Source organism: Schwartzia sp. (in: firmicutes) (assembly GCF_978017985.1).
Map to the genome: position 1 here is coordinate 1 of NZ_CDXDFU010000043.1, position 6,831 is coordinate 6,831.

At 47.8% G+C, this 6,831-nt stretch carries 5 protein-coding genes and 1 pseudogene; all 6 read left to right on the plus strand.

Annotated features, from left to right (window positions below):
- Positions 1 to 240: 240 nt before the first annotated feature.
- Positions 241 to 1,116: a 4-(cytidine 5'-diphospho)-2-C-methyl-D-erythritol kinase gene (gene ispE, locus ACY69O_RS02150; RefSeq protein ID WP_462331827.1), complete on the plus strand. Its 876-nt coding sequence runs from the start codon at positions 241 to 243 to the stop codon at positions 1,114 to 1,116.
- A gap of 31 nt (positions 1,117 to 1,147) precedes the next feature.
- Positions 1,148 to 1,843, plus strand: a pseudogene (locus tag ACY69O_RS02155) (GntR family transcriptional regulator).
- Between the two features lie 50 nt (positions 1,844 to 1,893).
- Entirely contained in the window at positions 1,894 to 3,261 is a 1,368-nt protein-coding gene (gene glmU, locus ACY69O_RS02160; RefSeq protein ID WP_462331828.1) for a bifunctional UDP-N-acetylglucosamine diphosphorylase/glucosamine-1-phosphate N-acetyltransferase GlmU, read from the plus strand.
- A 179-nt stretch (positions 3,262 to 3,440) separates the two neighbouring features.
- On the plus strand, positions 3,441 to 4,385 hold the full coding sequence (locus ACY69O_RS02165; RefSeq protein WP_462331829.1) for a ribose-phosphate diphosphokinase: 945 nt from the start codon (positions 3,441 to 3,443) through the stop codon (positions 4,383 to 4,385).
- Positions 4,386 to 4,456: 71 nt separating this feature from the next.
- Positions 4,457 to 5,215 carry a peptidoglycan recognition protein family protein gene (locus ACY69O_RS02170; RefSeq protein ID WP_462331830.1) on the plus strand — a complete coding sequence of 253 codons (759 nt, stop codon included), beginning with the start codon at positions 4,457 to 4,459 and terminating at the stop codon, positions 5,213 to 5,215.
- 129 nt (positions 5,216 to 5,344) lie between these two features.
- A partial coding sequence (locus ACY69O_RS02175; RefSeq protein WP_462331831.1) for a Na+/H+ antiporter NhaC family protein occupies positions 5,345 to 6,831 on the plus strand: 1,487 nt, incomplete at its 3' end.

A 6,831-nucleotide genomic window follows, 5' to 3' on the forward strand; every position in this document is an offset into this window, starting at 1 on the left:
AAAATTAAACTGACGCCATGTATTTGCAAATAAGTCCAAACCTATAGGGGTAAAGATCACTGTATTGCGATTTATATAGTATTCAAGTCAATTATGTACCGATTAGAGGGGGTTGTCAATGAAAGGAAAAAATACTAAAATTTATAACGGGTATGCAAAGACCCATTTTTCTTTCATCTAATATTTAATTTTCAAGGTTATATTTGTTTGAAAGAATCCAAAATAAAGGAAGTGTACGAAATGATTACAGTGAAGGCGAATGCGAAAATAAACCTCGCATTGGATGTCCTGGGGAAACGTGATGACGGATATCATGAGGTAAAGCTTGTTATGCAGAGTGTTGGGCTTGCCGATACGATTTGGATGGAACCAAAACCGGTTGGCATTGAGCTTGAAGTAGATTCGCCTGATCTGCCGGCAGACGATACGAATCTTGCGTACAAAGCGGCCCGCCTGTTTATGGATGCGCACGGCATGCAGAACGGCGTATCCATTGCCGTAAAAAAACAGATTCCGATGGGTGCCGGACTTGCCGGAGGCTCAGCTGATGCAGCTGCTGTCCTGCTTGGTATGGATGAGCTTTTTGGAACACACATGACACAGGATGATTTTATGCGTCTCGGCGCGCAGCTCGGTTCTGACGTTCCTTTCTGCCTTGTTGGCGGAACTATGCTTGCTGAGGGACGCGGCGAACGCCTTACGGAGCTTCCTGAGCTTCCGGCGTGCTGGATAGTGCTTGCGAAGCCAAAGGTAAGTGTTTCGACTGCCTGGGCGTATAAGACATTCGATGCCGAGAAACAGGTTGAGCATCCGGATATTTCCGGAATGCGTCAGGCGTTGGAGGAAGGAAGCCTTACAAGTGTTCTTTCCCATGTCGGCAATGTGCTTGAACCTGTCGTTGTGCGCGAATATCCTGTAATCGGTGACTATATTAATCAAATGGATAAACACGGTGCTCTGGTAAGCCGTATGACAGGAAGCGGTTCTACAGTTTTTGGAGTGTTTAATTCACAGGTCGAGGCGGAATCTGCCGCAGCGGCGCTGAGAGGTCTTGCTTCAGAGGTGTATGCAGTTCCTGTAAAAAAAAAGGCTGCACGATTGAGCAATGATTTTTGATTGAAAATATGGAGTTTAGTGGGGGAAAAACATGGAGCAGAAGTTAGGTCCTATACGTCTTGACAGCTATCAGCCGCTGCGCGAGGTCGTTTGCGAGACTCTTCGTGACGCTATCCGCCGGGGAGTTTTAAAGCCGGGAGAACGACTGATGGAAATACAGCTCGCGGAAGAGCTCGGTGTCAGCCGTACTCCGGTACGTGAAGCTATCAGAAAGCTTGAACTCGAAGGATATGTTATCATGATGCCGCGCCGCGGTACGTATGTTGCAAATCTTTCGATACGCGATATCAATGAAGTCTTTGAAATCAGAACATCGCTGGAATCTTTGTCAAACGGGCTTGCGTCATAGCGAATCACGAATGAGGAGCTTGAACAGCTTCAGCGTCTTTTGGTTGAAATCGGGAAATATATCGAAGCAAACGATATGGATAAGATTGTTGAAGTCGATACCAAATTCCACGACCTTTTGTATCAGGCAAGCCGCAACCAGCGACTTATTGGTATTATTTCCAATCTCCGCGAGCAGCTTACACGTTTCCGTACTACGTCGATGTCCTTCCCGGGACGCCTCAAGGAAACGCTGGAGGAGCACCGCGAAATCGTGGAAGCGATTGCGCAGGGAGATGTAAAAGCGGCACGCCGCGCTGCGGAAAAGCATATGGAAAAGTCAGAGCAGACACTTCTCCGTGCGATGGATGCGGTAAAGAAAAAAGAGCATAAAAAATAAACGGATAAACTGCCTTTTTAGCAGTCACAGATTTGGAGGCAAACATAATAATGTCAGATTTAGTTACAGTCATCCTTGCGGCAGGAAAAGGGACACGAATGAAATCAGCCCTGCCGAAGGTGCTGCATGAAGTCGGCGGAAAGCCGATGGTGCAGCATGTGCTTGATGCCGCTAAAGAAGCCGGCGCAAAGCGCAACATAGTGGTTGTTGGCTTTGGTTCGGAGATGGTACAGACGGCAGTGGGAGCACAGGCTGAGGTTGTTGTTCAGGCGGAGCAGCTCGGCACGGGCCATGCAGTCCTGCAGGCGGAGCCGCTTTTGAAGGACGAACACGGTACGGTAATGGTGCTTTGCGGAGATACGCCGCTTCTCACAGGCGCGCTTGTCAAGAAGCTGTACGAGGCACATAAAAATGCCGGCGCAAAGGCAACGGTGCTCACTGCGGTAATGCCGGATGCAACAGGTTACGGGCGTATTATCCGTACACCGGAAGGAACAGTTGCGAAAATCGTTGAGCATAAGGATGCAACAGATGAGGAACGCAAGGTAAATGAAGTAAATTCCGGAATATACTGCTTTGAAAAGGATGACCTTTTTGAAGCATTGCAGCAGGTCGGCTGCGATAATGCTCAGGGAGAATATTATCTTCCGGACGTTCTTTCCATTCTTCGTGAGAAGGGAGAGAAAATCTGGGCGGTAGCTGCTGATGATTACGAGGAAACACTTGGTGTCAATTCCCGCGTGCAGCTTGCCGGTGCAGAGAAGATTCTCCGCCGCCGCAAGAACATTGAGCTAATGGAGAACGGTGTTACTCTTATGGATCCGGATTCAACCTTTGTTGATGCAGGTGTTGAAGTCGGACGCGACACGGTAATTTATCCGTTCACATGGCTTGAAGGAAATACGAAGGTTGGAGAGAACTGTGTTCTCGGACCGTCAAGCCGCTTCAGCGATACAAAAATCGGCAATGATGTAACAGCTCAGTTTACCTATGCGCACGAATGCGAAATCGGAGACGGAGTCACCATGGGACCGTATGTCCACCTCCGCCCGAATACAAAGATTTCCGCGAAAGTTAAAATCGGAAATTTTGTCGAAGTGAAGAATTCCAACATAGGAGAGGGCTCCAAGCTGCCTCATCTGCAGTATATCGGTGACTGTGACATGGGCTCTGATGTCAATATGGGCTGTGGAACTATTACTGTTAATTATGATGGAAAGAATAAATTCCGTACAACAATCGGTGACCATGCCTTTGTCGGATGCAACTCAAATCTTGTCGCTCCGGTTACTGTCGGAGAGGGTGCTTATGTCGGAGCAGGCTCCACAATAACCAAAGAAGTCCCTGCAGATCAGCTTGCAGTGGCAAGAGCACGTCAGGTTAATATTCCGCATTGGAGCGATAAACGAAAGAATTAAAAATTTTTTCTTCGTTCTTTTTAGTGATTTCTCACAGAACATAACCGCTTGTGTTTTCTAACGAAAATAATTTTCTTAAATAGTACTGGCGGAAAAGAACCGTTCGGTCTATAATAATAATGCGTTAAGAATTTTGTATTCAAATATTTTTTGGGTGATTTATGGAGGTTTTTTACAAAATGGCAGATATGAAAGATCTTTGCATCCTGACAGGAAGCGCAAATCCGAAGCTTGCAGAGGATATCGCAAACCACATTGGCGTTAAACTGTGCGATGCACTGGTCAGCCGTTTCAACAACGGCGAAACACAGGTCATGATCGGAGAAAGTGTACGAGGTCGTGATATTTTCATTATTCAGCCGACGAGCCAGCCGGTCAATGATAATCTTATGGAGCTTTTGATCATGGTCGATGCATGCAAACGAGCTTCCGCGCACAGCATTACGGCTGTTGTTCCTTATTATGCATATGCTCGTCAGGACCGCAAAACACGCGGCCGTGAGCCTATTTCCGCTAAGCTCGTTGCGAACCTCATGGAAACGGCAGGTATTGACCGTGTAGTAACGGTTGATCTTCATGCCGGACAGATTCAGGGCTTCTTTGATATCCCTGTAGACCATCTGGCAGCAGCACCTGTTCTTGCAGAGTACTTCGAGGAAGCAAATCTTGAGGACCCGATTGTTGTTTCTCCGGATCTCGGCGGTGTAACGCGCGCACGTGTTCTTGCTGACCGTCTGCATACCTCCATTGCAATTATTGAAAAACGCCGTCCTGAGCCGGGGAAGGCTGAGGTCATGAACCTCATCGGTGATGTTAAAGGAAAATCCTGCATTATGATTGATGATATTGTCGATACCGCAGGTTCTCTTTGTGAAGGTGCAAAAGCATTGCACAAATTTGGCGCAAAAGCTGTTTACGCATGCTGCTCCCACGCTATTCTCAGCGATCCGGCAGTGAAGCGTATTAATGAATCGTATATTGAGAAACTGATCATCACGGATACAATCCCGCTTCCGGCAGAAAAACAGTCTCCGAAGATTGTTGTCCGTTCCCTTGCGGATACGATTGGCGACGTTATCGTACGCATCCAGTCCCATCGTTCGGTGAGCCAGCTTTTCAAATAAGAAATTTGATTTTCCGCTGCCGTCGGCCGTTTGCCGGCGGCAGTTTCGTTTAGGAGAAGGAAGGAGTTTTTATGAAAAATAAAGTACACCTTCTGATGAGGGCAGGGCTTGCTGCTGCTATGTGCCTCTCGCTTTTCATGCCTGTGGCACAGGCACGGCTTCATGGCGCAGCCGCGCATCAAAAGCCGCCTGCACAGCTAAATACGAATACATGGGGAGCGGCTCAGTGGTGGCCCGAGTCCATAGATGAAGGGCTCGACATAGAGGAAACGATGTATATTTTTTCCGGCCCGCTGCTTCCGCGTTCATGGACAGATACTATAGTAATTCATCATGTGGGAACACCTTCGGGTGAGGTGTCTTCGCAGACTATTCATAATGCCCATATCGGAAACGGCTGGCTTGGCATAGGATATCATTACGTAATCCATAAAGACGGAACCATCGAAAGAGGCCGCCCGCTGATGACAGAGGGAGCTCATGCCTATGGGCATAATTCCCATACGGTAGGTATAAATCTGACCGGCAATTTTGAGTGGGAAAATCCCACAGACGAGCAGATAGAATCTCTTATAGAGCTTCTGGCATCACTGTGCCGTATTTTTCACCTGTCGGTGAACCGATATTCCATCGTTGGGCACGGAGACCTGAATGCGACGGCATGCCCAGGATGGAACCTCTACCGCAGGCTGCCGGAAATACGCAGCGAGGTGAGCCGCCGTGTGGGGAAACCGGAGACCGTCGAACCGAAGGACACAAAGAAACGAACCGAAGACAGTCCTTCAAAGCGCAGGAATTCTTTGACGCAAAAGCATAGATTGGGCAGGTAAGCTTTTTACGCCTCGTTCTACGCTGACAGAGGAAGTTTTGCCTCTGGCAAAACTAAAACGAATGCGCTATAATACACATTGGCGTTTTCCGCCGAATTATATCATTTATCAAAGGCAGGGTTATTCATTATGGCAGAAACCGTATGGGCTGTATTTCCGCCAATACTGACCATTGTGTTGGCTTTGGCAACGAAGGAAGTGTATATGTCGCTTATCATCGGTATTTTTTCCGGTGCTTTGCTTTACACGGATTTCAATGTACTGCAGACGATTTTGACAATGTTCGCCGTCATGGAGGAAAAGGTCGGCAAGAATGTCAATATCCTCGTATTTCTTGTAATTCTCGGCATCATTGTCGCTGCGATTACGCGTTCCGGAGCAACGGCCGCGTACGGAGCATGGGCGGCAAAACGGATTAACGGGAAGCGCAGCTCGCTTCTTTTGACGGCACTGCTTGGTCTTGTTATTTTCATCGACGATTATTTCAACTGTCTGACCGTTGGTACGGTAATGCGTCCAATCACTGAGAAATTCAAGGTTTCCAGTGCTAAGCTGGCGTACATAATTGACGCTACGGCAGCTCCTGTATGTATTCTTGCCCCTGTTTCCAGCTGGGCGGCGGCAGTTGGCTCGTCTCTCCCTGAGGGAAGCTCCATTGACGGATTCGGTCTCTTTTTGCAGACTATCCCCATAAACCTCTATGCAATTCTTACGATGCTTTTCATGCTGTTCATTGCGTGGACGGGACGTGATTTTGCAACCATGGGAGAGGTTGTACGTGAAAATATCAAGGAGTACAAGGTTTCAAAGGAATATTCGGGTGATGATGATTCCAAAATAAAGGGGCAGGGCAATGGTACTATAGCCGACCTCATGCTTCCTATTCTTGTGCTTATTGCAGCATGCGTATTCGGTATGCTTTATACGGGTGGAATTATGGAAGGAAAGAGCATTGCTGATGCCTTCGCAGACTGCGATTCCTCCAAGTCTCTCGTACTCGGTTCCTTTATAGCATTTGTCTTCATGGCATTTCTTTATCTGCCACGAAGAATTATTTCCTTTAATCACTTCTGCGAATGCTTCGGAATTGGATTCAAGGCAATGGTTCCGGCTATTTTCATTCTCTGCCTTGCATGGACAATGTCCGGAATTGTAAGCGATAAATATCTGAATCTTGGCGGATATGTGGGAGGAATAGTAAACGCAAACGCGTCTCTCGGTATTTTCCTGCCTTCAATCTTTTTCGTCGTTGCGATGTTTTTGGCATTTGCAACAGGAACCTCCTGGGGCACCTTCGGTATTTTGATTCCGATTGCCGTTGCGGTAGTTGGAGTTGAAAACTATCAGGGTCTTGTGCTTGCTGTAGCGTCTATCCTTTCGGGCGCTGTTGCGGGAGACCATGCATCACCGATTTCGGATACTACGATTCTTGCTTCGGCGGGTGCGTCGTGCCATCATATTGAGCACGTAAATACCCAGCTTCCATATGTTTTGATTGTTGCTGCATGCAGCTTTATCGGATACCTGGTTGACGGTTTCACACAGAACGGTTGGGCTGGTCTTGCGGTAGGCGTGGCGTGTCTTGCCGTTGTCTGCTGCGTGATTCGTGCAAAGGT

What these genes read in the sequence shown, in the direction of transcription:
- ACY69O_RS02165 (WP_462331829.1), top strand. Translation starts at nt 3,441, where the DNA reads ATGGCAGATATGAAAGATCTTTGCATCCTGACAGGAAGCGCAAATCCG.
- ACY69O_RS02170 (WP_462331830.1), top strand. Translation starts at nt 4,457, where the DNA reads ATGAAAAATAAAGTACACCTTCTGATGAGGGCAGGGCTTGCTGCTGCT.
- glmU (WP_462331828.1), top strand. Translation starts at nt 1,894, where the DNA reads ATGTCAGATTTAGTTACAGTCATCCTTGCGGCAGGAAAAGGGACACGA.
- ispE (WP_462331827.1), top strand. Translation starts at nt 241, where the DNA reads ATGATTACAGTGAAGGCGAATGCGAAAATAAACCTCGCATTGGATGTC.